Origin of the sequence: Citrobacter sp. CK198, assembly GCF_030333295.1 — a bacterium.
Classification (GTDB): domain Bacteria; phylum Pseudomonadota; class Gammaproteobacteria; order Enterobacterales; family Enterobacteriaceae; genus Citrobacter_B; species Citrobacter_B koseri.
Genome location: NZ_JAOWGE010000025.1, coordinates 1 through 25028 on the forward strand (window position 1 = coordinate 1; position 25028 = coordinate 25028).

The 25028-nt window shown below is 54.5% G+C and carries 23 protein-coding genes; 5 read left to right on the forward strand and 18 right to left on the reverse strand.

What is annotated here, in order from left to right:
- Positions 1-100 precede the first annotated feature (100 nt).
- Genes hemG through pepQ form a run of 4 tightly spaced genes read right to left on the reverse strand, consistent with a single transcriptional unit; the run spans position 101 to position 4092 of the window.
- Positions 101-646, reverse strand: coding sequence for a menaquinone-dependent protoporphyrinogen IX dehydrogenase (gene hemG, locus OGY62_RS04365; RefSeq protein WP_047459942.1), 546 nt, complete (start codon positions 644-646; stop codon positions 101-103).
- A gap of 11 nt (positions 647-657) precedes the next feature.
- Complete coding sequence (gene trkH, locus OGY62_RS04370) at positions 658-2109, reverse strand: Trk system potassium transporter TrkH (RefSeq protein ID WP_012131195.1); 1452 nt, start codon at positions 2107-2109, stop codon at positions 658-660.
- Positions 2110-2146: 37 nt separating this feature from the next.
- Positions 2147-2761, reverse strand: a complete 615-nt coding sequence (locus tag OGY62_RS04375; RefSeq protein WP_012131194.1) for an IMPACT family protein — start codon at positions 2759-2761, stop codon at positions 2147-2149.
- A complete protein-coding gene (pepQ, locus tag OGY62_RS04380) occupies positions 2761-4092 on the reverse strand; it encodes a Xaa-Pro dipeptidase (RefSeq protein ID WP_199972397.1) in 1332 nt (443 codons plus the stop codon). The genes OGY62_RS04375 and pepQ overlap by 1 nt, the downstream gene beginning before the upstream one ends.
- 188 nt (positions 4093-4280) lie before the next feature.
- On the opposite strand from pepQ, the gene fadB reads away from it, so the two are divergent.
- The gene (gene fadB / locus OGY62_RS04385; protein ID WP_199972396.1) at positions 4281-6470 is read left to right on the forward strand and encodes a fatty acid oxidation complex subunit alpha FadB; all 2190 of its coding nucleotides are present in this window, start codon (positions 4281-4283) and stop codon (positions 6468-6470) included.
- 9 nt (positions 6471-6479) lie between these two features.
- The gene (gene fadA, locus OGY62_RS04390; protein WP_047459952.1) at positions 6480-7649 is read left to right on the forward strand and encodes an acetyl-CoA C-acyltransferase FadA; all 1170 of its coding nucleotides are present in this window, start codon (positions 6480-6482) and stop codon (positions 7647-7649) included.
- 156 nt (positions 7650-7805) lie between these two features.
- Here the strand turns inward: fadA and fre are convergent, their stop codons facing one another.
- Together fre and ubiD are read right to left on the reverse strand one after the other, a co-directional pair.
- A complete protein-coding gene (gene fre, locus OGY62_RS04395) occupies positions 7806-8507 on the reverse strand; it encodes an NAD(P)H-flavin reductase (RefSeq protein ID WP_115182273.1) in 702 nt (233 codons plus the stop codon).
- A gap of 41 nt (positions 8508-8548) precedes the next feature.
- Positions 8549-10033 (reverse strand): 4-hydroxy-3-polyprenylbenzoate decarboxylase, encoded by a 1485-nt coding sequence (gene ubiD / locus OGY62_RS04400; RefSeq protein ID WP_012131187.1) that lies wholly within the window; start codon positions 10031-10033, stop codon positions 8549-8551.
- Between the two features lie 243 nt (positions 10034-10276).
- On the opposite strand from ubiD, the gene rfaH reads away from it, so the two are divergent.
- The gene (gene rfaH / locus OGY62_RS04405; RefSeq protein ID WP_104867953.1) at positions 10277-10765 is read left to right on the forward strand and encodes a transcription/translation regulatory transformer protein RfaH; all 489 of its coding nucleotides are present in this window, start codon (positions 10277-10279) and stop codon (positions 10763-10765) included.
- 7 nt (positions 10766-10772) lie between these two features.
- On the opposite strand, the gene tatD is transcribed toward rfaH, so the two are convergent.
- The 9 genes from tatD to udp all read right to left on the reverse strand — a co-directional run bounded on the left by tatD (position 10773) and on the right by udp (position 18705).
- Positions 10773-11555 carry a 3'-5' ssDNA/RNA exonuclease TatD gene (tatD, locus tag OGY62_RS04410; protein WP_058668356.1) on the reverse strand — a complete coding sequence of 261 codons (783 nt, stop codon included), beginning with the start codon at positions 11553-11555 and terminating at the stop codon, positions 10773-10775.
- A 41-nt stretch (positions 11556-11596) separates the two neighbouring features.
- Positions 11597-12376 carry a Sec-independent protein translocase subunit TatC gene (gene tatC / locus OGY62_RS04415; protein ID WP_012131184.1) on the reverse strand — a complete coding sequence of 260 codons (780 nt, stop codon included), beginning with the start codon at positions 12374-12376 and terminating at the stop codon, positions 11597-11599.
- 2 nt (positions 12377-12378) lie between these two features.
- Entirely contained in the window at positions 12379-12927 is a 549-nt protein-coding gene (tatB, locus tag OGY62_RS04420) for a Sec-independent protein translocase protein TatB (RefSeq protein ID WP_012131183.1), read from the reverse strand.
- Between the two features lie 3 nt (positions 12928-12930).
- Positions 12931-13197 (reverse strand): Sec-independent protein translocase subunit TatA, encoded by a 267-nt coding sequence (gene tatA / locus OGY62_RS04425; RefSeq protein WP_012131182.1) that lies wholly within the window; start codon positions 13195-13197, stop codon positions 12931-12933.
- Positions 13198-13270: 73 nt separating this feature from the next.
- Positions 13271-14911, reverse strand: a complete 1641-nt coding sequence (gene ubiB, locus OGY62_RS04430) for a ubiquinone biosynthesis regulatory protein kinase UbiB (protein ID WP_012131181.1) — start codon at positions 14909-14911, stop codon at positions 13271-13273.
- The gene (ubiJ, locus tag OGY62_RS04435; RefSeq protein WP_012131180.1) at positions 14908-15513 is read right to left on the reverse strand and encodes a ubiquinone biosynthesis protein UbiJ; all 606 of its coding nucleotides are present in this window, start codon (positions 15511-15513) and stop codon (positions 14908-14910) included. The genes ubiB and ubiJ overlap by 4 nt, the downstream gene beginning before the upstream one ends.
- Before the next feature lie 13 nt (positions 15514-15526).
- Positions 15527-16282: a bifunctional demethylmenaquinone methyltransferase/2-methoxy-6-polyprenyl-1,4-benzoquinol methylase UbiE gene (gene ubiE, locus OGY62_RS04440; RefSeq protein ID WP_012131179.1), complete on the reverse strand. Its 756-nt coding sequence runs from the start codon at positions 16280-16282 to the stop codon at positions 15527-15529.
- Positions 16283-16376: 94 nt separating this feature from the next.
- Complete coding sequence (rmuC, locus tag OGY62_RS04445) at positions 16377-17804, reverse strand: DNA recombination protein RmuC (protein WP_024130102.1); 1428 nt, start codon at positions 17802-17804, stop codon at positions 16377-16379.
- 139 nt (positions 17805-17943) lie between these two features.
- Positions 17944-18705: a uridine phosphorylase gene (gene udp, locus OGY62_RS04450; protein WP_012131176.1), complete on the reverse strand. Its 762-nt coding sequence runs from the start codon at positions 18703-18705 to the stop codon at positions 17944-17946.
- Between the two features lie 258 nt (positions 18706-18963).
- Here udp and OGY62_RS04455 point away from each other — a divergent pair, with 258 nt between their 5' ends.
- Positions 18964-19773 (forward strand): dienelactone hydrolase family protein, encoded by an 810-nt coding sequence (locus OGY62_RS04455; protein WP_200097416.1) that lies wholly within the window; start codon positions 18964-18966, stop codon positions 19771-19773.
- Positions 19774-19869: 96 nt separating this feature from the next.
- Here the strand turns inward: OGY62_RS04455 and metE are convergent, their stop codons facing one another.
- Positions 19870-22131 carry a 5-methyltetrahydropteroyltriglutamate--homocysteine S-methyltransferase gene (gene metE, locus OGY62_RS04460; protein ID WP_012131174.1) on the reverse strand — a complete coding sequence of 754 codons (2262 nt, stop codon included), beginning with the start codon at positions 22129-22131 and terminating at the stop codon, positions 19870-19872.
- Positions 22132-22379: 248 nt separating this feature from the next.
- Here metE and metR point away from each other — a divergent pair, with 248 nt between their 5' ends.
- Positions 22380-23333: an HTH-type transcriptional regulator MetR gene (gene metR / locus OGY62_RS04465; RefSeq protein WP_071258139.1), complete on the forward strand. Its 954-nt coding sequence runs from the start codon at positions 22380-22382 to the stop codon at positions 23331-23333.
- Here the strand turns inward: metR and OGY62_RS04470 are convergent.
- Both OGY62_RS04470 and yigL read right to left on the reverse strand, forming a co-directional pair.
- Positions 23221-24120 carry a carboxylate/amino acid/amine transporter gene (locus tag OGY62_RS04470; RefSeq protein ID WP_012131171.1) on the reverse strand — a complete coding sequence of 300 codons (900 nt, stop codon included), beginning with the start codon at positions 24118-24120 and terminating at the stop codon, positions 23221-23223. The two genes, metR and OGY62_RS04470, sit on opposite strands and share 113 nt — an antisense overlap.
- An 80-nt stretch (positions 24121-24200) precedes the next feature.
- The gene (gene yigL, locus OGY62_RS04475; RefSeq protein ID WP_012131170.1) at positions 24201-25001 is read right to left on the reverse strand and encodes a sugar/pyridoxal phosphate phosphatase YigL; all 801 of its coding nucleotides are present in this window, start codon (positions 24999-25001) and stop codon (positions 24201-24203) included.
- Positions 25002-25028: the final 27 nt, after the last annotated feature.

A 25028-nucleotide genomic window follows, 5' to 3' on the forward strand; every position in this document is an offset into this window, starting at 1 on the left:
TTGTTCCGTGTCAGTGGAGGCGCATTATAGGGAGTTATTCCGGCCTGACAAGGGGAAATTTAAAATTATTTTCCGACTGCGTGTTTTTTATTCTTTACGTTTATTTTGCCAACGATTTGTTGGTTAATTGGGCGATGTCGCGGGCAAAATTCGCCACTTGTTCCCAGTCGGTATAGACCACTTCTTTACTCGTATCCGTTTCACCGCCAGACATCTTCATAATGAGTTTAATCATCAGACGGTCATACCAGCGGTAACGAGGGTAACGAAGCGCACCTGCAATAACGGCGCAAAGATCGGGTCGCCACTGCGAACTCATCAGAAACTTGCGCGCGTAGCTGTTGGTCTGCGGTGTGCGCTTTTCAGGTTTACGCGCGACCAGGTTAACGGAATAAAACGCACTCGGCATCGCGTTCAGGCGCGTAGCGTGTTTCTTCACAAACTCCTGGAAAGCGGCATGGTAATGACCATAACGAATAGAGGCGCCAATCACCACGCGATCGTAACTTTGCCAGTCCAGCTCTTCAGTACGATGGAGATTAATCACATCCGCCCAGATCCCCAACTCCTTTAATTCCGAGGCCAGATAAGAAGCTATCTCGCGCGTTTGTCCGTCCCGGGTAGAAAAAAGAATCAATGTTTTCACGTGTTACTCCATTATTCACGCCAGAAGGTAGGGGTAAAAAGTACCAGCAAAGTAAAGACTTCAAGACGACCAAATAACATATTGGCAATCAGAATCCATTTCGCAACAGGGTTCATGCTGGCAAAGTTGTCCGCAACCACACCTAACCCTGGCCCCAGGTTGTTAAGGGTCGCCACAACGGAGGCAAACGCGGAAAAGTCATCCACGCCAGTCGCGATAATGGCCAGCATACTGACAATAAAGACTAAGGCATAAGCAGAAAAGAATCCCCATACCGCTTCGAGGATACGTTCCGGTAGCGCACGGTGCCCCAGTTTTATACTGTAAACCGCATTCGGATGGACCAGACGCTTCAGTTCACGGTTCCCCTGTTTGAACAGCAACAGGATGCGGATCACCTTCAGCCCGCCGCCCGTTGACCCCGCACAACCGCCGATAAACGCAGAGCATAACAGCAGCACCGGCAGAAAGAGCGGCCAGCGAGCGATGCTGTCAGTGGTAAACCCGGCGGTTGTCGCCATTGATACGACCTGAAAGAACGCCTGGTTGAGCGTGGTCAGCGCCGAGTTATAGATATCGTGGAACCACAGCACCAGCGTACAGATCACCACCAGCGTCAACTGAACGCCAATGAACATACGAAATTCAGGGTCACGCCAGTAAACTTTCAGGCTGCGCCCGCTTAATAAAGAGAAGTGCAGACCGTAGTTACAGCCAGAGATCAGCAAGAAGATAGCCATGATGCTGTTAATGGTCGGGCTATCGAAATAACCGACGCTGGCATCGTGCGTAGAGAAACCGCCGATCGCGATAGTAGAAAAACTGTGCCCAATGGCGTCAAACGCGGGCATTCCGGCGAACCATAGCGCCAGCGCGCAGGCCACCGTCAGTAACACATAAATCAGCCATAGCGTCTTTGCCGTTTCCGCAATACGCGGGCGCATTTTATTGTCTTTCAGCGGCCCCGGCATTTCTGCGCGGTAGAGCTGCATCCCCCCAACGCCGAGGATAGGAAGAATCGCCACCGCCAGCACAATGATCCCCATCCCGCCAAACCATTGCAGCATCTGGCGGTAAAAGAGAATCGCGTGCGGTAAAGAGTCCAGCCCCACCAGCGTCGTCGCGCCCGTTGTCGTTAAGCCGGAGAATGATTCAAAAAAAGCATCGGTAATGGTGAGGTTCGGGCTTTCAGAGAAGATAAACGGCAACGCCCCCACGCTTCCCAGTACGGTCCAGAACAGCACCACAATGAGAAACCCTTCGCGGGATTTAAGCTCGCCTTTCTCCCGGCGGTTGGGCCACCACAGCAGAGAGCCGATCACCAGTGCGACAAAGAATGTCTGCGTGAATGCCCGCCCCGCCCCATCACGGTAGATCAACGCAACCAGTCCAGGGAGGATCATTGTTCCCGAAAATAAAATGACCAGCAGTCCAACGATTCGGGTAATGGCGCGAAAATGCATCTCTGCCGCTTCCTTTGTTCTTCAAAATGAGGTGGGATTATTCTTCAATCGCTAACAATTGCAATGAACCACGGCTAAAATCCGCCAGCCTTGCTGAAAATTCATCCACATTCGCATAAGGAAGCGCCACCCTGAGCCGAACGAATGCCTGATAATCGCTGGTAACGATTTGACCGGCAAACTGCCCTAATAATGCTTCTATTCCGGCCAGTTGGCCGTACTCACACTGCAAAGTATATTCGGTTAACGGCGTCTTGCGCTGCGTCGTTAACTGACGCAACGCCTGATTCACGCCGCCGCCGTAGGCTTTTACCAGCCCGCCGGTGCCGAGCAGAATACCGCCATAGTAACGCACCACGACAGCGGTGATCTCGCCAACGCCGCTGCCCATTAGCTGGGCAAGCATCGGTTTGCCCGCCGTTCCCGCCGGTTCGCCATCATCAGAAAATCCCAGCTGTTGTGAATCATCCGGCGCGCCCGCCACCCATGCCACGCAATGATGACGCGCATCTGGATGCGCCGCTCTGACAGCATCAACAAAGGCTTTCGCCGCTTCAACGCCGTCCGTGTGGGCGAGCAGCGTAATGAAGCGGCTTTTTTTGATCTCTTCCTCGACAGTGACCGGCGCCGCAGGGATTAACCAGCTGTCCATCACGCCAGTTTCAAATCCCGCGTCATATTTTCAACACCGTTTTCGTGAATCACCACGTTGTCTTCAATACGAATGCCGCCGAACGGTTTCAGCGCTTCAATTTTCTGCCAGTTGAAGTGCTTGCTGAATTGCCCCTCGCGCCACGGCGCCAACAGCGATTCGATAAAGTAGATCCCCGGCTCAATGGTCAACACCATGCGCGGTTGCAGCACGCGGGTGCAGCGCAGATAAGGGTATTTCGACGGAGCGGCCAGATGCGTCCCGGTATCGTCCTGCATAAAGCCTGCAACATCATGAACCTGAAGACCCAGTTGATGGCCAATACCGTGCGGCATAAACGGCCCGGTGAGATTGTTCTCGACCATCGCTTCTTCGCTGATATCGGTGACAATCTGATGCTTACGCAGCAATTTCGCGATGCGTTGATGGAACTGAATGTGATAATCCACGTAGCTGACGCCCGCTTTCATGGTCGCAATCAGCGCCAGCTGTTCGTCATTCACATCTTTGATTAACTGAGCGTAATCGGTGTCATTGTTTGCCGCCCAGGTACGCGTCAGGTCTGCGGCATAACCGTTATATTCCGCCCCGGCATCCAGCAGGAAGCTGCGCATTTCAGACGGCGCGCGATGATCCAGTTTGGTGTAATGAAGAACCGAAGCGTGCTCGTTGAGCGCCACGATATTGCTATAAGGCACATCGATGTCACGGTGGCCGGTTGCGGTCAGGTAAGCCAGGTTAATGTCGAACTCGCTCATACCGGAACGGAACGCTTCTTCTGCGGCACGGTGTCCATTCACCGCCGTTTTCTGCGCTTCACGCATACAGGCCAGTTCGTAATCCGTTTTGTACGCACGGTAGTAATGCAGGTAATCGATCACCCCTTTCGGGTTGATGTTGCTGGCGGCGATATCCAGTTGCAGCGCACGCTCCGGCACCGGACCGATGTAACCGATATTACCGCGCGCGGCAGGGAGCTGGCTGCCAATACCGTCGGCTTTCGGCAGGGCAATCACCTCTACCTCTTCGGTCCAGAACGACGTGGGCAGCGGCTCAACGTTGTGCCAGTAATCCACCGGCAGGTAGAACCACAGTTTGGGTTTATTCACGCCATCGACCAGCAACCAGCAATTTGGAACCTGTGTGACCGGTACCCAGGCTTTAAACTGCGGGTTAACTTTAAACGGATAGGGATGGTCGTCGAGGAAGACGTTGATAAGCTCGCCGGAGTGAATAAGTAGCGCATCCAGCTTAAAACGCGCCAGTGCGTCACGCGTCCGTTCTTGTAAGGTAACGATATGATTTTTATAGAGTGCGGCCAGTGATTCCATTTTCTACCCTTCTGTTTTTTTGACCTCGAGTCTCCGCATCTTAGCACATCGCTCCGGGAGAGCGTGATTTCTGCCGAGCGTGATCGCATCGGCATTTTTTTAATCTCTCATTTGCATTTCTTTAACATAAAATACACACTCGCTTCATCTGGTATGACCAGATCACCTTGCGGATTCAGGAGACTGACATGCTTTACAAAGGCGACACCCTGTACCTCGACTGGCTGGAAGATGGCATCGCCGAACTGGTGTTCGATGCCCCAGGATCGGTCAATAAACTCGACACTGCGACCGTCGCCAGCCTCGGCCAGGCGCTGGACGTGCTGGAAAAGCAAACAGATTTAAAAGGGCTGCTGCTGCGCTCTAACAAAGCAGCCTTTATTGTCGGTGCTGATATCACCGAATTCCTTTCGCTGTTCCTTGTTCCTGAAGAACAGTTAAGCCAGTGGCTGCACTTTGCCAACAGCGTCTTTAATCGCCTCGAAGATTTACCGGTGCCAACGCTTTCCGCCATCAACGGCTATGCGCTGGGCGGCGGCTGCGAGTGCGTACTGGCGACCGATTATCGTCTGGTGACGCCGGATCTGCGCATTGGCCTGCCGGAAACGAAGCTGGGCATCATGCCGGGCTTTGGCGGTTCTGTCCGTATGCCGCGTATGCTGGGCGCTGACAGCGCGCTGGAAATTATTGCTGCCGGGAAAGACATCGGCGCTGAGCAGGCGCTGAAAATCGGCCTGGTTGACGGTGTCGTGAAACCGGAAAAACTGCTTGATGGCGCAATAGCGGTATTACGTCAGGCGATTGACGGCTCACTGGACTGGAAAGCCAAACGCCAGCCGAAGCTGGAACCGTTGAAGCTCAGTAAAATTGAAGCGGCGATGAGCTTTACCATCGCCAAAGGCATGGTGGCGCAGACGGCCGGGAAGCATTACCCCGCCCCGATGACCGCCGTGAAAACGATCGAAGCCGCCGCACGCTTTGGCCGTGAAGAAGCGCTGAATCTGGAAAATAAAAGCTTTGTCCCGCTGGCGCATACCAATGAAGCCCGCGCGCTGGTCGGTATCTTCCTCAACGATCAGTTCGTGAAAGGTAAAGCGAAAAAGCTGACCAAAGACGTTGAAACACCGAAGCAGGCAGCCGTACTGGGCGCAGGTATTATGGGCGGCGGCATCGCTTACCAGTCAGCCTGGAAAGGCGTGCCGGTGATCATGAAAGATATCAACGACAAATCCCTGACGCTGGGCATGACCGAAGCGGCGAAACTGCTGAATAAGCAGCTGGAACGCGGCAGGATCGACGGCCTGAAACTGGCGGGCGTGATTTCAACGATTCACCCAACGCTGAACTACGCCGGTTTTGATCGCGTTGATGTGGTGGTCGAAGCGGTAGTGGAAAACCCGAAAGTGAAGAAAGCGGTACTGGCGGAGACCGAAGACAACGTCCGCCCGGATACCGTGCTGGCGTCAAATACGTCCACCATTCCAATTAGTGAACTGGCAAGCGCGCTGAAGCGCCCGGAAAACTTCTGCGGCATGCACTTCTTTAACCCGGTACACCGGATGCCGCTGGTTGAAATCATTCGCGGCGAGAAAAGCTCGGATGAAACCATCGCTAAAGTCGTCGCCTGGGCCAGCAAAATGGGCAAAACGCCGATTGTGGTCAACGACTGCCCCGGCTTCTTTGTTAACCGCGTACTGTTCCCGTATTTCGCCGGTTTCAGCCAGCTACTGCGCGACGGCGCCGATTTCCGCAAAGTCGACAAAGTGATGGAGAAACAGTTTGGCTGGCCGATGGGCCCGGCTTATCTGCTGGATGTGGTCGGGATCGATACCGCGCATCATGCACAGGCAGTCATGGCGGCCGGTTTCCCACAGCGTATGCAGAAAGATTATCGTGATGCCATCGACGCGCTGTTTAACGCCAGCCGCTATGGTCAGAAAAACGGTCTGGGTTTCTGGCGCTATAAAGAAGACAGCAAAGGCAAGCCGAAGAAAGAAGAAGACGCAGCCGTGGACAGCCTGCTGGCAGAGGTCAGCCAGCCGAAACGCGACTTCAGCGACGAAGAGATTATCGCCCGCATGATGATTCCGATGGTCAACGAAGTGGTGCGCTGTCTGGAAGAAGGCATCATCGCCAGTCCGGCAGAAGCGGATATGGCGCTGGTTTACGGTCTGGGCTTCCCTCCGTTCCACGGCGGCGCGTTCCGCTGGCTGGATACGCTCGGCAGCGCAAAATATCTCGATATGGCGCAGCAGTATCAGCACCTCGGCCCACTCTATGAAGTGCCGGAAGGTCTGCGTAACAAAGCGCGCCATAACGAACCGTACTATCCCCCGGTTGAGCCAGCCCGCCCGGTTGGCGACCTGAAAACGGCTTAAGGAGTCACAATGGAACAGGTTGTCATTGTCGATGCAATTCGCACCCCGATGGGCCGTTCAAAGGGCGGCGCATTTCGTAACGTGCGGGCAGAAGATCTCTCCGCACACTTAATGCGCAGTCTGCTGGCGCGTAATCCCGCGCTGGAAGCAGCCGCTATCGGCGACATTTACTGGGGCTGCGTGCAACAAACGCTGGAGCAGGGTTTTAACATCGCCCGCAACGCCGCGCTACTGGCTGAAATCCCCCACTCCGTTCCGGCGGTCACCGTTAACCGTCTGTGTGGTTCCTCCATGCAGGCGCTGCACGATGCCGCACGGATGATCATGACCGGTGACGCACAGGCGTGCCTGATTGGCGGCGTGGAGCATATGGGCCATGTGCCAATGAGTCATGGCGTCGATTTCCATCCCGGCCTGAGCCGCAACGTAGCCAAAGCCGCCGGGATGATGGGGCTGACGGCAGAAATGCTTTCCCGTATGCACGGCATCAGCCGTGAAATGCAGGATGCGTTTGCCGCACGTTCACACGCCCGCGCCTGGGCAGCCACGCAGTCCGGCGCGTTTAAAAACGAGATCATCCCGACCGGCGGTCATGACGCCGACGGCGTGCTGAAGCAGTTTAACTACGACGAAGTCATCCGCCCGGAGACCACCGTCGAAGCGCTGTCGACTCTGCGCCCCGCGTTTGATCCGGTCAGCGGCACCGTGACCGCAGGCACCTCTTCCGCCCTCTCCGATGGCGCAGCCGCCATGCTGGTAATGAGCGAAAGCCGTGCGCGTGAACTGGGTCTGCAACCACGTGCCCGCATTCGTTCAATGGCGGTTGTCGGTTGCGATCCCTCAATTATGGGTTACGGCCCGGTTCCGGCGTCAAAACTGGCGCTGAAAAAAGCAGGGCTTGCCGCCAGCGATATCGATTTGTTTGAAATGAACGAAGCGTTTGCCGCGCAGATCCTGCCGTGTATAAAAGATCTGGGACTGATGGAGCAGATTGACGAGAAGATCAACCTCAACGGCGGCGCGATCGCACTGGGCCACCCGCTGGGTTGTTCCGGGGCGCGCATCAGCACCACGCTGTTGAATCTGATGGAGCGCAAAGACGCCCAGTTTGGCCTGGCGACGATGTGTATCGGATTAGGTCAGGGTATCGCGACAGTATTTGAGCGAGTTCAATCATAGAGCGTTATTTATTGCAGGCCGGGCAAGCGAAGCGCCCCCGGCGACCATGCCGGATGACGACGCTCAGGCGTCTTATCCGGCCTACAACGCAAATGCCACTCTATAACAATTTAGTTGCCGTTCTTCCCGCCTGTCAGGGGCGGGTTTTTTTATTGCTTAGATAAAGGCAAACGCATCGCCAAACAGGCGATCTTCCCGCGCGTTACGCTCATTGCAGAACAGGTCACGAGCGATTTTCGCCATCTCAAAACGACCGGCAATGTAGATATCATGCCCCGCCAGCGTACCGTGATCCTGCAATACCGCAGTTAATACCGTACCCGTGCGGCCACGCCAGTCTTCTTCCGGTTGCTCAACCACCGGCTCAACGCGCAGATTCGGGTGCTGAACCGAAAGCGCCTCCAGCTCAGCGAGATCGTAAAGATGCTTCTCTTCACGTCCGCCCCAGTAGATCGTCACGTCGCGATTCGGATTACGCGCAAGCGCCGTCAGCAAAATTGAACGGACATAGGAGAAACCCGTTCCCCCCGCAATCAGAATCAGCGGGCGCTCTTCATCATCACGCAGCCAGGCTTCGCCATGCGGAATATCGACGACAATTTCTCTGTCTTTCAGAATGCGATCCATCACCGCCATCGCATACAGATTAAGCTCCGAAGCGCCAATGTGCAGCTCAATGAATCCGTGCTCATCCGGCGTGGAGGCCATAGAGAACGGACGCTTATCCCGCTCATCCATTACGACCATCAGATACTGACCAGCGCGAAAGGAAAACGCCGCGTCTGGCACTAAACGAACGCGATATACGGTATCGGTGATAGCTTCTACCGAGGTCACTTTACAGCTTAAGGTTGTCATGCGCTCCCTCTGTCGGGTCTATAGGGCAAAACGATCGCGCCTCAGGCGCCTTTACCGTCGTTAAAGATGGCCAACTCATCCCAAATCGCGTCAATACGCGCAGTCACTTCAGGATCTTTCTTGATAGGACGCCCCCACTCACGTTGGGTTTCGCCCGGCCATTTGTTTGTGGCATCCAGTCCCATTTTTGAACCTAGCCCGGAGATCGGCGAGGCAAAATCCAGATAATCAATGGGGGTGTTTTCTACCAGCACCGTATCCCGCGCCGGGTCCATACGGGTGGTGATCGCCCAAATCACATCATTCCAGTCGCGTGCGTTGACGTCGTCATCGCAGACGATAACAAATTTGGTATACATAAACTGGCGTAAAAATGACCAAACGCCCATCATGACGCGTTTCGCATGACCCGCGTACTGCTTTTTCATCGTTACAACGGCCAGTCGATAAGAACACCCTTCCGGCGGAAGATAGAAATCAACAATTTCCGGGAACTGCTTTTGCAAAATCGGGACGAAGACTTCATTCAACGCCACACCGAGCACAGCAGGTTCATCAGGCGGTCGGCCGGTATAAGTCGAGTGATAAATGGCGTCTTCACGCTGCGTAATGTGCGTAACGGTGAAAACCGGGAAGTTATCCACTTCATTGTAATAACCGGTGTGGTCGCCATACGGCCCTTCCGCCGCCATTTCGCCCGGTTCAATATAACCTTCCAGGACGATTTCCGCACTTGCAGGTACTTCAAGATCGCTGGAGAGACATTTAACCACTTCCGTCTTTGTGCCACGCAGCAGCCCTGCAAACGCGTATTCCGACAGTGTATCCGGTACGGGAGTCACTGCGCCGAGAATGGTGGCCGGATCGGCGCCCAGCGCCACGGCAATCGGGAAACGCTCGCCAGGATGCGCCGCGCACCACTCCTGGAAATCCAGCGCGCCGCCACGATGCGACAACCAACGCATGATCAACTTGTTTTTGCCGATCAGTTGCTGACGGTAGATCCCCAGATTTTGCCGCTCTTTGTGAGGGCCACGCGTCACGGTCAGCCCCCAGGTAATAAGCGGCGCGGCATCTTCCGGCCAGCAGGTCATGATGGGAATACGCTGTAAATCAACGTCGTCGCCAGAGAACACTTTCTGCTGGCACGGCGCGCCGCGTAGTCGTTTGGTCGGCATGTTCAGCACTTGCTTAAACTGCGGCAGCTTATCAAACAGGTCACGGAACCCTTTCGGCGGCTCCGGCTCTTTCAGAAACGCCAGCAGCTTGCCGACTTCGCGCAACGCGGTGACATCTTCCTGGCCCATACCCATTGCGACGCGTCTGGGCGTGCCAAACAGGTTGCACAGCACCGGCATCGCATAGCCTTTGGGATTTTCAAACAACAGAGCTGGCCCGCCCGCACGCAGCGTACGGTCAGCAATTTCAGTCATTTCCAGATGAGGATCTACCGCAAGCGTAATGCGTTTGAGTTCACCCTGCTGTTCCAGCAGCGTCAGGAAGTCGCGTAAGTCGTGATATTTCATGGCGTCAGTTGTGGCCTCTTTGTAAGCGCCTCATTATACGGCGTTCATCATCGTGATGCTGTATTTTTGTTAAATTAGCGTGAACTCTGACGGTACAGGGGAACCCGGGGGTTATCTACCCAATAAATTTCAGATTGCGGCGAGGTAGTCAACAAAGAAGCAGCCTGAAATACAACGGGTATAATTAACTTAGCGCATGGCTTTTGTTATGCTTGCGCCCCGGACAAGCGGATAAGAGTTATTATGCAATCCTGGTATTTACTGTACTGCAAGCGCGGGCAACTTCAGCGTGCCCAGGAACACCTCGAAAGACAGGCGGTAAATTGCCTGACGCCGATGATCACGCTGGAAAAAATGGTGCGCGGCAAACGTACCGCCGTTAGCGAACCGCTCTTTCCTAACTATCTGTTTGTTGAATTCGACCCGGAAGTGATTCATACCACCACGATCAACGCCACGCGCGGCGTCAGCCACTTCGTGCGGTTTGGTGCGCACCCTGCCACCGTTCCGTCCAACGTGATTCATCAGCTTTCTGTCTACAAACCGGAAGGCATTGTTGATCCCGAAACGCCCTACCCAGGGGACAGCGTGATTATCACTGAAGGCGCATTTGAAGGTCTGAAGGCGATTTTTACCGAACCGGATGGCGAAGCGCGCTCCATGCTGCTGCTTAACCTGCTGAATAAAGAGGTGAAGCAGAGCGTGAAAAACACCGCGTTTCGTAAAGTTTAAGCGCGCTTTAGAAGGCAATCCCAAACAGCGTTTTGACATTGGCATCCGTTGTGGCCGCCAGCCATTGCGGGTCTTCCCCGCGCCAGTGGGCAACGCGCGCAAGAATGTGCGCCAGATGCGCCGGTTCGTTACGCCGCGAAGCCGGTTTAGGCGTGAGATCGCGCGGCAACAGGTAAGGGGCGTCGGTCTCAATCAACAGTTTTTCCGCAGGGATGAAGGGCAGCAACTCACGCAATTCAAGACCGCGACGTTCATCGCAGACCCAACCCGTGATACCGATATAAAGCCCTCTGTCTATGCACTCCTGCATCTCCTTACGCGTACCGGTAAAGCAATGCAATACCGCGCCCGGGAGTTTATCCAGCCACGGCTCAAGCAGCGCCAGAAAACGCGCATGCGCATCCCGACAGTGCATAAAAACGGGCATCTGCAACTCAGCGGCAATGCGCAACTGCGCCTGGAATGCACGTTCCTGTTCTTGCGGCGTGGAAAAATTACGATTGAAGTCCAGACCACATTCGCCAATCGCCACCACATCCGGCTGGCTCGCCAGAGCCACGATCGCGTCTTCAGTTTCTGATTGCCACTGGCTGCTGTCATGCGGATGTACGCCAGCCGTCGACCAGCAGCAGGCATAACGCTGCGCCAGTTTTTGCGCCTGCTGGCTTTCGTGCAGATTGGTTCCGGTCAGAAGCATACCCGACACCCCGGCAGCCAGCGCGCGCGTCACCACGTCATCGCGATCTTTCGCAAATTGCGAACTGGTTAAATTAACGCCGATATCAAACATGCTTCCTCCCATATAACAACCGCCCTGACGGGCGGTTGCGTTTATTCTTCAGTTTTCCCGGCCTGCTCAGTCTCGGCCTCGTCATCTTCTTCTCGTGGACGTCGTTTACCAACATAGAAGCGAGAGAAGAACACGCCAACCTCAAACAGGCAGTACATCGGTATCGCCAGCAATGTTTGTGAGAAGACATCTGGCGGCGTCAGCAGCATCCCCACGACAAACGCGCCAACCACGACGTAAGGACGCTTCTTACGCAAGTCCTCAGGGGTAGTTACCCCCATCCAGCAGAGCAGGACAATCGCGACGGGCACCTCGAAAGAGACGCCGAATGCCATAAATAACGCCATCACAAAGCTGAGGTAACTGGCGATATCGGTAGAAACCTGTACGCCCTGCGGCGCGGTATTGGCAAGGAAACCAAACGCGAGCGGGAAGACCACAAAGTAGGCGAACGCCATGCCGATATAGAACAGCAGCGAGCTGGACACCAGCAGCGGCACGACAAGACGACGTTCATGCTTATACAGCGCAGGGGCAATAAACGCCCACACCTGGTACAAAATCACGGGCGCAGACAGGATCAGCGACACCATGAAAGTCAGTTTGATAGGGGTGAAAAACGGCGAGGCCACGTCGGTGGCGATCATCGTCGCACCCTGCGGCATCTGTTCGATCAGCGGCGCGGCAACCATGTGATAAATGTCATTGGCGAAATAGACCAACGCCAGAAAAATCACAATAACCGCAATAATGCAGTTCAACAGACGCTTACGCAGTTCAATCAGATGCGTAATAAGAGGTTGGGTATCATCTACAGCCATGTTTACGATTTATCACTCGACGAGGGGGAGGATTCGACAACAGTCGCGGCGGATTTCTTTTCTGCGTCCATCTCGTTTACGGAAGCGGCTTCCGTCTGTTCAGGCTGCCCGGCATCAGCCGTTTCCGGTGTTTGCTCAGGAGAATTGGCCTGGGTTTCAGCGGCGGCAGGTGTAACCCCTTCATGCTGCGCTTCGTTATCCTTCACCACCGGATTATGGATGGTATGCGCTTCATCGCTCGCTTTTTCAGGATCGTTGGCGCTGTAGGAACGCTTCATCGACTCCGCGGCCTGACGAAGTTCATCCATCGAGGCTTTCAGTTCTGGAGTCAGGTTCTGGAGGCTCGCTTTTTCGACCTTCTTCAGACTGTCCTGAAACTCCTGGAGCTTCAGCTCCTGGGTCAGTTCATTCTGCACCGTGGTCGCAAGGGATCGCAACGCGCGTACCCAGCCCGCTACCGTTTTTACCGCTACCGGCAATCGTTGAGGCCCCAGAACGATGAGGCCGATCACGAACACCAACAGCAGTTCGCTAAAACCGATGTCAAACACGAATTATACCTGCTCTTTATCGTGACTTTTGGCGTCTTCTTTCTTCGCTTCGCCTTGCGCTTCACCTTGCTTATCAGCGATAGATTTAGCGGTAAAATCAGCGTCCTGACTGGTTTTATCCTGCTTCGCATCATCATCGCTCATCGCTTTTTTGAAGCCTTTAATGGACGCGCCAAGATCGGAACCGATGGAGCCGAGCTTTTTGGTGCCAAATAGCAGTACAACGATGACGGCAATGATCAACAACTGCCAAATACTGATACCACCCATACGAGTTCCTCTGTGATAGATGATGAATTATTAAGGTCGCATTATACACGACTTGCCTTGAGCGATGAAAAAATCAGCGAGTTTTACGCCAGCCAATCAGCCAGGCGACCAGGCCTCCGGCCATTAACCAGCAAGGCATCAGCCCCCATTCCGGGCGGCTGACAAGCAGGAATGTCCCACTTAACAACAACGTCGCGCCAATGCCCAGTAAATAGCGGGATTGTCCCTGACGCACATGATTCTCCTGAAGCTCGCGCGCAATCTTATCAACACTGTGCTGTAAATATTTGCCCTGGCGCAAACTGTCATACACCAGTTCAGGTATTTCTGGCATTTTTTCGACCCAGAACGGCGCTTTTTCCTTAAGTGCTCTGGTGAGCGCAGGAATGCCAACCTGATCTTTAATCCAGGATTCAAGAAACGGCTTCGCCGTTTTCCACAGATCCAACTGTGGATAGAGCTGGCGTCCAACCCCTTCAACATACAGCAATGTCTTTTGTAACAATACCAGCTGTGGCTGGACTTCCATGTTAAATCGACGCGCCGTATTGAAAAGGTTTAATAAAACGTGACCAAACGAGATTTCCGCCAGCGGTTTTTCGAAAATAGGCTCGCACACGGTGCGGATAGCAAACTCAAACTCTTCAACATTGGTATCCGGTGGCACCCACCCTGAATCCACATGCAGTTCCGCTACTTTGCGGTAGTCACGGTTAAAAAACGCGATGAAATTCTCCGCCAGATAGCGTTTATCCTCTTTGTTCAGCGACCCCACAATGCCGCAATCAATCCCAATGTATTTCGGATTTTCAGGATGCTCATAGCTGACGAAGATATTGCCAGGGTGCATATCCGCATGGAAAAAACTGTCGCGGAACACCTGGGTAAAGAAGACCTGTACGCCACGCTCAGCCAGCAGCTTCATGTTGGTGCCGTTCTTTTCCAGCGTCGCCACATCCGAAACGGGAATGCCGTAAATCCGCTCCATGACCATCATGTCCTGACTACAGTAGTCGGAATAGACTTCGGGAACATACAGCATGGGGCTGTTTTCGAAATTACGCCGTAGCTGGATGGCGTTTGCCGATTCACGCAGCAAATTCAGCTCATCGATCAGCGTTTTTTCATACTCGCGAACGACTTCGGTCGGGCGAAGGCGTCGTCCATCCGGCAGCAGGCGCGGCACCCAACGGGCAAGACGGTAGATCAGTTTTAAATCGGCTTTAATAACCGGCAGAATATCCGGGCGGATAACCTTAATCACCACCTCTTTACCGTTCGACTTCAGCCGCGCGGTATGTACCTGGGCAATCGACGCAGAGGCTAATGGCTGGATGTCAAAGTCATCAAACCACTCTTCAACAGGCAGGCCACCCATTGCTTCTTCAATTTGTGCTTTCGCCAGCGCGCCATCAAAAGGGGCGACTTTATCCTGCAATAGCGCAAGCTGATCGGCAATCTGAGGCGGGAAAAGGTCACGACGGGTGGAAAGCATTTGACCAAATTTGATCCACACCGGCCCCAGCTCCTGCAAAGCCAGCCTTAATCGTTCACCCAGCGGTTTGTCTTTATGCCGGTTCGGCATCCAGAATAATGAGTAACGCCATAACCGAAGCGGCAGCGTGATACGCATTTTGGGGATCAGCTCATCAAGGCCGTAACTTAAAAAGGTGCGAATGATGAAATAAAGGCGCCGTACTTCACCTGGCGTCATTTGGCCTCCAGTTTTTCCAGCCGTTTAGTCAGCGCGTCTACTGCACGCTCAACGGCTGCCGTTTCTTCTGCAAACCATGCCACTTCCAGCGGCCCAGGCGCCATACGCCACTCTTCAGTCATCGCCTCAGCGATATAACGCTGCTGACGCTGAATGTTATGACGTAAAAACTTAGCGCCGCCACGCAGGACTTTGCTGATCCCTTCCGCCGCGATATCGCCGGTATAAGGCGCTAAAAGCTCTGCGGGATCGAATTCCGCCAGATCGGCCAGCGCCACAAAATTCTGTACCACCTGAATATCGCCCTGAACCTCCAGCTCGCCGCTGCGAATAAGCGCGGTAAGCCGCTGGCGATCGCGCAATTCAGGCAACACGCTGGCATGCGTGATAACCGTGCAATCAGCCTCGCCTTCCCATGCCCCCAGCACATCGACCTGGCGTTCACTGAACACCAATACGAGCGGCGTCGAAAATCCTTTGAGCTCTACACGCAGCACCTTGTCCTGCAAACGCGCTCTGGCGGATTTCAGCGCCGGTGAACGGTACAGAAAGGTATTGAGCAGATTTTCGATTCCTGCGGTCACGAAGGGTGTAAAAGGCATCCCTGGTCTCCTGTCAGAACTTATAGCCACGATGCAGCGCAACAACGCCCGCCGTCAGGTTGTAGTAATCGACGCTTTCAAACCCGGCGTCCTGCATCATCGCTTTTAAGGTGTCCTGATCCGGATGCATACGGATAGATTCCGCCAGATAGCGGTAACTGTCCGCATCATTCGCCACGACTGAGCCAATACGCGGCAAAATGTGGAATGAATATGCGTCATACGCTTTGCTCAGCGGCTCGATAATTGGTTTAGAAAACTCAAGCACCAGCAAACGCCCGCCCGGTTTCAGTACACGGTACATGGAGCGCAGCGCTTTCTCTTTTTCCGTCACATTACGCAGACCAAACGAAATGGTGATGCAATCGAATGTGTTATCCGGGAAAGGTAACGCTTCGGCGTTGGCCTGCACGTACTTAACATTGCCAATCACGCCAATGTTACGCAGCTTCTCGCGGCCCATTTTGAGCATCGAGTCATTGATATCCGCCAGGATAACGTTGCCGGTTTCGCCAACCAGACGCGAGAATTTGGCTGTCAGGTCGCCTGTACCGCCCGCCAGGTCAAGAACGGTCTGACCACGACGCACGCCGCTACAGTCGATGGTGAAGCGCTTCCACAAGCGGTGAATGCCAAATGACATCAAGTCATTCATGACATCGTACTTTGACGCCACAGAATGAAAAACGTGGGCCACCATGTCAGCTTTCTGCTCTTTAGCGACGGTCTGAAAGCCAAAGTGCGTCGTTTCTTGTGAATCTTCCACCATCTCAGTGCCTGCTCATCAATAAAATGTTCGAGAAGTGTAACAGATTGGGCCAATTTGCCCTACCCTTCAACCGGGCTCCGCTACCCCGAAGGAACTAGTGCGATTGCTGATTTACCCGCTCATCGTCAGCACAAGGCGTATCCTGTTGATCTTCAGGAACCGCGCGTAAACGATACTCTTCATCCTGCGAGGTCGCACGTTCAACCAGATCCGGATTTATCTCGCGTTTGATTTCCACCCCCAGTTCACGAAAAGCCTCCGCCTGCGCCAGCACATTTCCACGCCCTGAGGAGAGTTTTTTCATGGCTTGCCGGTAGTTGTCCTGCGCTTTGTCCAGACTCTGGCCGATGGACGACATGTCATCGATAAATAAGCGCATCTTGTCGTAGAGTTTGCTGGCTCTGTCTGCGATGTGCTGCGCGTTACGGCTTTGATGCTCATAGCGCCATAAGTTGGCAATCGTACGCAACGCCACCAGCAACGTCGTCGGGCTGACCAGCATAATATTATTTTTAAGCGCTTCGGTAATCAGTTCGGGCTGTCTGTCCAGCGCCAGTAAAAACGCAGGCTCGACAGGAATGAACATCAGCACATAGTCGAGCGTGCGTAACCCCGGCAACTGCTGGTAATCCTTGCGCCCCAGCAAGCGAATATGGTTACGTACTGACGCGATGTGCTCCTGCAACGCGCTTTCGCGCGTGTACTCATCTTCAGCGTTAAAATAGCGCTCATAGGCAACCAGCGTCATTTTGGCGTCGATGACGACATCCTTCCCTTGCGGCAGACGCACAATGACATCCGGCTGCATACGCGAGCGGGCGTCATTTTCAATACTCACCTGGGTTTCATACTCATAACCTTCACGCAGACCCGAGGCTTCAAGTACGCGCGTCAGCACCACTTCTCCCCAGTTACCCTGGGTTTTATTATCGCCTTTCAACGCGCGCGTCAGGTTCACCGCTTCCTGCGTCATCTGCGCATTCAGCTGTTGTAGATTGCGGATCTCATGCGCCAGGGTGTGGCGTTCACGCGCCTCCTGACCAAAGCTGTCCTGCACCTGGCGACGGAAGCCATCCAGCTGTTCGCGCAGCGGCGTTAACAGGCTATTCAGACTCTGGCGGTTTTGCTCATCAACCCGGCGGTTGCTCTGCTCGAAGATGCGGTTGGCAAGGTTCTCAAACTGCTCGCTTAAGCGCTGTTCGCTGTTGATCATCTGGCGGATTTTATCTTCCGCATGCAGCTGAGTGGCCTCCAGCCGCGTGGTGACTTCACGCAGATCCGCTTCCAGCGAGGTGTTGATGTCCCGCAGATTGCGTAGTTCGTTATTGAGCAGTTCACACTCCTCGCGCCAGTGTTCGCTTAACGCAACCTGCTGTCTTGCAGCGCTGAGCGACGCCACAATCTCTTCACGTTCCGCTAGCTGTTCGGCCTTATGCTGCGCCTGTTGATAACTGGCGATCAGCCAGCCTACCCCCACACCTGCCAGCGCCAACACGGCATACAAAATGATTGTGATATCCACCACGCCCCCTGCATCAAGGAATTACCCGCACAAAATAGAATTGTGCTGTATAAACGTCCAGTTTGAAAGGGTTTTCCTGCGAGGCGCTACGCAAAAAGAAAAGGCCGAACGCGTCGGCCTTTCGTGGGGAAGGGAAGAATTACAGCAGACGACGCGCCGCTTCCACGACAATTTTCACCGCATGGCTTTCGGTCTGTTTCATCGTTTCCGCATTCGGGATCTCTTGCTGAGTGCGGTTAACGATAACGCCCGCCACCATACCGGCACGCAGACCCTGGCTTGCGCACATGGTCAGCAGCGTAGCGGATTCCATTTCGTAGTTCATGACGCCCATCGATTGCCACTCTTCCATAGAACCTTTGAAACGACGAACGACGCGGCCAGAGAAGGTGTCGTAACGTTCCTGACCCGGATAGAAGGTGTCAGAAGAGGCGGTAACGCCAACGTGAGTGGTCGCGCCCACGGATTTCGCCGCTTCAACCAGCGCAGTCGTACATTCAAAATCGGCGACGGCCGGGAACTCCATCGGCGCAAAGTGCAGGCTCGCTCCGTCCAGACGTACAGACGCGGTTGTGACCAGCACATCGCCCACGTTGATATGCGGCTGAATAGCGCCAGTGGTGCCGATACGCAGGAAAGTACGAATACCCAGTTGCGCCAGTTCCTCTACCGCAATAGAGGTGGACGGGCCGCCAATACCGGTAGAGCAGACGATGATAGCTTTACCATCCAGCTCAGCACGCCAGGTGGTGAATTCGCGATGAGATGCCAGCTTAACCGGCTTTTCCATCAGCGCGGCGATCTTTTCCACACGCTCCGGGTCGCCAGGGACGATAGCCAGCGTAGCCCCTTGTAAATCATTTTTGGTGAGGCCGAGATGAAAAACATCAGACTTGGACATAAAAACTCCTCTGTGAATCGGGTTTGTCAGAAGAAGCAAAAAGACACTTTACCGAAGAGCTAAAAATAGTTTCGTGACGCTCATCACCATGAAGTAAATAAATTGCATTGAATTACCATAAAATAGTGAGTTACATCACATAAACATATCAATACCGCGCACCATTGCACAAAAGATAGCCTGTTTCAGGCAATGTGATTTGTTGCATGCTGTCTATATTTAACATTGCGCTATTTCCTTAAGGGTACGGAGAATACCATGACAACGATACAACAATCTGGCTTTGCACCTGCTGCTTCCCCCCTTGCTACCACAACGGTTCACACCCCGGATGACGCCATTATCGCAGGCGTAACATCCATTCCTACTCAGGGTGATGAGATGCCCGCCTGGCACGCGCGGCCAAAAGTGAACGATGGCGCGTTACCCGTTGTCATTGTGGTGCAGGAGATCTTTGGCGTTCATGAACATATTCGCGACGTTTGCCGCCGCCTGGCGCTGGAAGGGTATCTGGCTATCGCACCAGAACTCTATTTCCGCGAAGGCGATCCGAATGATTTTGCCGATATCCCAACGCTGTTAAGCGGTCTGGTGGCCAAAGTACCGGACTCTCAGGTACTGGCGGATCTGGACCACGTCGCCAGTTGGGCCTCCCGCAACGGCGGCGATGTGCATCGTCTGATGATAACCGGCTTTTGCTGGGGCGGGCGTATTACCTGGCTGTATGCTGCACACAATCCACAGTTAAAAGCCGCGGTAGCATGGTATGGAAAGCTGGTCGGGGACAAAACCCTGAACTCGCCCAAACACCCGGTGGATATCGCGACCGATCTGAACGCGCCGGTTCTGGGGCTGTATGGCGGGCAGGACACTGGCATTCCCGTGGATACCGTCGAAACCATGCGGCAGGCGCTGCGCGCAGCAAACGCCAAAGCGGAGATCGTCGTTTACCCGGATGCAGGACATGCTTTTAATGCGGATTATCGTCCGAGCTATCATGAAGAGTCGGCGAAAGATGGCTGGCAAAGAATGCTTGAGTGGTTTGCGCAGTACGGCGGGAAGAAATAAACGTTAATTGCCCGGTGGCGGCTACGCCTTACCGGGCCTACAACAGTTGCGATTTCCTGTAACCCGGGTAAGCGCTAGCACTTCCCGAGCAGCGAATTACGCCTGACGCAGATTCTGCGCGGCTTTAACCATGTTCGCCAGCGCGGCGCGGGTTTCCGGCCAGCCGCGGGTTTTCAGGCCGCAGTCCGGGTTCACCCACAGACGTTCCGCCGGAATACGCTGAGCGGCTTTATTCAGCAGGGCTTCAATCCACTCGACGCTCGGTACGTTCGGCGAGTGAATGTCGTAGACGCCCGGCCCGATTTCGTTCGGGTATTCAAATTCTTCAAACGATTCCAGCAGCTCCATATCAGAACGCGACGTTTCAATGGTAATCACGTCCGCATCCAGCGCCGCGATAGAATCCATGATGTCATTGAACTCGCAGTAACACATGTGGGTATGGATCTGGGTATCATCCTTCGCCACCGCAGCGTTGATGCGGAAGGCTTCCACACCCCATTGCAGGTAAGCATCCCAGTCGCTGCGACGCAGCGGCAGCCCTTCACGCAGTGCCGGTTCATCAATCTGAATGATGCCGATTCCCGCCGCTTCCAGATCGGCAACCTCATCACGCAGCGCCAGCGCAATCTGTTTAGCGATGGTTTCACGGCTCACATCTTCACGCGGGAATGACCAGCAGAGGATCGTCACCGGGCCGGTCAGCATCCCTTTCACCGGTTTATCAGTCAGGGACTGCGCGTATTTCGCCCACTCCACGGTGATCGGTTCCGGGCGGCTGACATCGCCAATGACGACCGGCGGTTTCACGCAGCGGGAGCCATAGCTCTGCACCCAGCCATTCTGGGTGAAAACAAAACCATCCAGATGCTCACCGAAGTACTCCACCATGTCGTTACGCTCAGCTTCACCGTGTACCAGTACGTCTAAACCTAAACGCTCCTGCTCAACGATCGCCTGTTTGATGTGTTCAGCGATGCCGGTACGGTAGTGATTCGCATCAAGGTTGCCCTTTTTGAAGTCCAGACGCAGGCCGCGGATTTCCGTCGTCTGCGGGAATGAGCCGATCGTGGTGGTCGGCCATGACGGCAGGTTAAAACGGTTACGCTGCGCCTGGGCACGTGCGGCATAAGGGCTGGCACGCTGGCTGTCCTGGGCGGTAATCGCCGCCAGACGTTTCTCCACCGCCGCGTTGTGCACGCGGGTGGAGTGGCGACGAGCCTGAATCGGCGCGCTCCACGCTTCAAGTTTTGCCGTGTCGCCGCTGTTCAGCGCATCGCGCAGCAGCGCCAGTTCACCGCATTTTTGCAGCGCGAAAGCAAACCAGCTTTTCACTTCCGCATCCAGACGGGTTTCGACGCTCAGGTCGATCGGGCTGTGCAGCAGAGAGCAGGATGAGGCCACCCACAGGTCACGTTTGCCGACAATGTCCTTAATTTGCGCATATTTTTCCGTAAGATCGGCGCGCCAGACGTTGCGACCGTTAACCAGCCCCGCAGACAGCAGCCAGTCAGACGGCAAACGCTTGTGCAGTTCGGCAACGTCATCTTTACCGTGTACCAGATCAACGTGCAGACCCTGCACCGGCAGCGCGGCGATGGTATCCAGATTCGGCGTGACGCCTTCAAAATAGGTCGTCAGCAGCAGCTTCACCTGGCCTTGCAGCGCATCATACGCAGGCTTGTAAGCATCCAGCCATTCCTGCGGCAGTTCCAGCACCAGCGCAGGTTCATCAATCTGTACCCATTCAACGCCGCGTTTCGCCAGCTCGGTCAGTACCTGTTTGTAGACCGGCAGAATGTCGTTCAGCAAGCTCAGACGGTCGAACGACTCCCCTTTCACTTTACCCAGCCACAGGTAGGTTACCGGCCCCAACAGTACCGGTTTCACCTTGTGACCCAGCGCCAGCGCTTCGTCCACTTCATCCAGAAGCTGAGTCCAGGTCAGTTTAAACTGCTGGCCCTTCACAAACTCCGGCACCATATAGTGATAGTTGGTGTTAAACCATTTGGTCATTTCCGCCGCCGCAGCCGGTTCACCGGTCGGCGCGCGACCGCGGCCAATGCGGAACAGAGTGTCGATATCCACCGAGCCGTCGCTGTTCTGATGACGAGCCGGTACATTGCCCAGCAACAGGCTGGTGGTCAGAACATGGTCGTACCAGGCGAAATCGCCCACCGGCAGCAGGTCGATGCCCGCCTGCTTTTGTTGATCCCAGTGGCGCGCACGCAGTTCACGTCCAGTTGCCAGCAGGTCTTCACGGGTGGCGTTGCCCGCCCAGTAGCTCTCTTGCGCTTTTTTTAACTCACGACGCAGGCCAACGCGAGGAAAACCGAGGGTGTGATTGCGGATTGTCATGTTTATTCCTCTCTTATTTCATTGAATCTGAATAAAAAACTCTAAATAGTTCGGCTTGCAGGAAGGCAGCAACGATGCGCATCCCCAGAAGCTTACTGAAGTAAGTGACTGGGGTAAGCGAGGAAGCCAACGCATCTGCAAGTCGAAATATGATGAGCTTTAGACGTCCAGATGTTTACACATCTATAATTGGCAGGTACTGTATATTCCTCAAGCGCAATTTACTCATGCCGAAGTGAAGGACTTTCATGATCGAGATTAAACACCTGAAAACGCTCCAGGCGTTGCGGAATAGCGGTTCGCTGGCGGCTGCGGCGGCTACGCTGCACCAGACCCAATCCGCCTTGTCTCACCAGTTCAGCGATCTGGAACAGCGCCTTGGCTTCCGGTTATTTGTCCGTAAGAGTCAGCCGCTGCGTTTTACGCCACAGGGGGAAATTCTCCTGCAACTGGCAAACCAGGTACTGCCGCAGATTAGCCGCGCCCTACAGGCCTGTAACGAACCACAGCAGACCCGATTACGCATTGCGATTGAATGCCATAGCTGTATTCAGTGGCTGACCCCGGCGCTGGAAAACTTCCACGCCAGGTGGCCGCAGGTTGAGATGGATTTCAAATCCGGCGTGACATTTGATCCCCAGCCCGCACTGCAACAGGGGGAGCTGGATCTGGTGATGACATCAGACATCCTGCCGCGCAGCGGGCTGCACTATTCGCCGATGTTCGATTTTGAAGTACGACTGGTGCTGGCGCCCGATCATCCTCTGGCCAGTAAGGCGCAGATTACGCCGGAAGATTTAGCCAGCGAGACGCTGTTGATCTATCCGGTGCAGCGCAGCCGACTGGATGTCTGGCGGCATTTCCTGCAACCCGCCGGCATCAGCCCGTCACTGAAAAACGTGGATAACACCCTGCTGCTGATTCAGATGGTCGCCGCCAGAATGGGCATTGCCGCCCTGCCGCACTGGGTAGTGGAGAGTTTCGAACGCCAGGGGCTGGTCGTCACCAAAACCCTGGGCGACGGTTTATGGAGCCGCCTCTACGCTGCGGTGCGCGATGGCGAGCAGCGTCAGGCGGTGACTGAAGCGTTTATTCGCTCGGCGCGGAACCACGCATGCGACCATCTGCCGTTTGTACGGAGCGCGGAGCGACCCACTTCCGATGTACCCACAGGGAAGCCAGTATCACAAGCGCGCCTGTAATAAAACTCGGCCAGTGGGGCTGTTGATGCCAGATCGCCAGATTAACCAACAGTCCCGCAGGCACATGCATATTGTTCATGATACCTAACGTACCGGCATCCACCTGGGTCGCGCCATAGTTCCACATGAAGTAGCCGATGCCCGACGCCGCCACGCCCAGGAAGATCAGAATGCTCCACTGTAGCGTCGTTTCCGGCATATTCTGCGCGTTCCCCAGCATAGACCAGGCGACAACGGCCACCAGAAATGCCCCGACGTAAAACCAGGCGAACGCGTTATGCTGCGGCATAGGCCGGGTTTCCATCAGACGCTTGTAGCCCACCATCCCGATGGCAAAACTGATATTGGAAAGCTGTACCAGCAGTAACCCCGTCCAGAAATGATCGGTAACCTGGTCGTAACGAATAATCCCAGCGCCGATGACCGCCAGCAACGCGCTGAAGGCATAACCCCAGCGCAGGCGACGCTTGCTCATCAAATCATAAATCAGCGTGATATAAAGCGGCGTGAGGACGGTAAACAGCAGCAGTTCGGAGACCGTCAGATAGAGATAGGCGCGGAAACTCAGCATATACATAATGCCAAGCTGCATCGCCCCCACCAGCATATACAAGCCAATGGTTTTTACGCTATGCCCACGGGTACGCAGAAACGGGAGAAACACCAGCGCTGCCAGCCCAACACGCACCAGCACCGCAAAATAGCTATCAACATGACCCGCGAGATACTCGCCGAACAGGCTAAAGGAGAAGGCCCACAGGATAGTGGTAATGATGAGTAGCGCCACAATGGATGTCTCTTTGAATAAAGGGCACCCATTGTAGCGGAGAGTTTAGTTGACAACTGGTCAACTAAAGAGCAATCGCATTACCGCAAAAAGAGCTTACGCAGATAATGCGGTACGGCATCGTCAGCATTGATGCCAATGATTTCCAGGCCCGGATGCAGATCTTTCAGGCGCTGATGGGCATTGCCCATAATGCAGCCTTTCCCCGCCATTGAGAGCATTTCCGCGTCGTTCATGCCATCGCCAAACGCAATGCAATCCTGCAATTTGTAGCCCATCGCTTTCGAGACGGCTTCCAGCGCATGCCCTTTCGACACGCCTCCCGCCATCACTTCCAGACAGGTCAGCGTAGAGAAGCTGACGTTCACGCGATCGCCCCAGCGTGCGTTAATCGCCTGCTCCAGCGGCAGTAGTTTTTCATGCGCATCACTGGTGAAGAACACTTTGCTGACCCCTTCGGGCTCCAGCATCGCAGGTTCGAACAGCGAATAGTGAAATACCGCTTCTTTGAAGAAACGCATTTCATCCGGGCGGTGGCGGTTCATAAACCACTCGTCATCGCGATAGACGTTAGTCACGATATCCGGGCTTGCATTCACTACGCCAAACAGATCGCTGGCGATGTCGCGGTCAAGGTTGTGAGTGAACACCAGGTTCCCGTCGGTGTCATGCACGCGCGCGCCGTTGGAGGTAATCATGTAAGACTTAATCTCAAGATTATCGCGGATTTGCCCCACATCGACGTGGTGGCGGCCAGTCGCGAACACAAAATTCACGCCACAGGCGGTCAATAATTTCAGCGTCTCTTTCGCGTAAGGGGACAACGTGTGATCGGGAGAGAGCAGCGTACCATCTAAATCAGACGCAACAACCTGATACATAAGAAAATTAAACCTCAAGGCAAAGCG